The sequence below is a fragment of the Rhizobium sp. P1_B8 genome (genome assembly GCF_056406515.1).
This window is the reverse complement of sequence record NZ_JBFTZZ010000092.1, coordinates 1-398: the sequence shown is the minus strand read 5'-3', so window position 1 is coordinate 398 and position 398 is coordinate 1. Positions and strand designations below refer to the sequence as shown.

Annotated in this window: 1 pseudogene; it reads left to right on the top strand. The window is 61.1% G+C overall.

Annotated features, from left to right (window positions below):
* Positions 1–166: 166 nt before the first annotated feature.
* Positions 167–398 (top strand): annotated as a pseudogene (locus AC1D2N_RS36255) (BA14K family protein); the annotation flags it as partial.

Genomic DNA, 398 nt, shown 5'->3' with positions numbered 1-398 from the left:
ACATGATCTATTCCGAAGAGAAATCCGGTGGTCTGGCCGTGCCGCTGATCGCCATCCTGCTGGCAATCGCCGGCATTCTCGCCGTGCTTGTCGCCACCGGCGGCCGACATAGCAGTGCCGCCGGCCGTGTCTGGGTTCCACAGGTTCAACAGCAGGGGTCGGGACAATGAAAGCCATCGCATCCGTTGCCTTTGGCATCTTAAGCTCGGTCGGGGCCTGCGTCGCTGCCGCATCTGTCGCATCCTATGTCGTGGCGGATTCCGAACCTCACGCCTTCAAGGAGCTCGCAGCGCGCGATCTATGGACGACGACGCCGGTAAAAGTCGATCCTCGGCAGCAGCCCTATGAACGAATTCCGCCTCTCTATTCCAGCTATGTGACCGAGGCGTCGGCGAGCA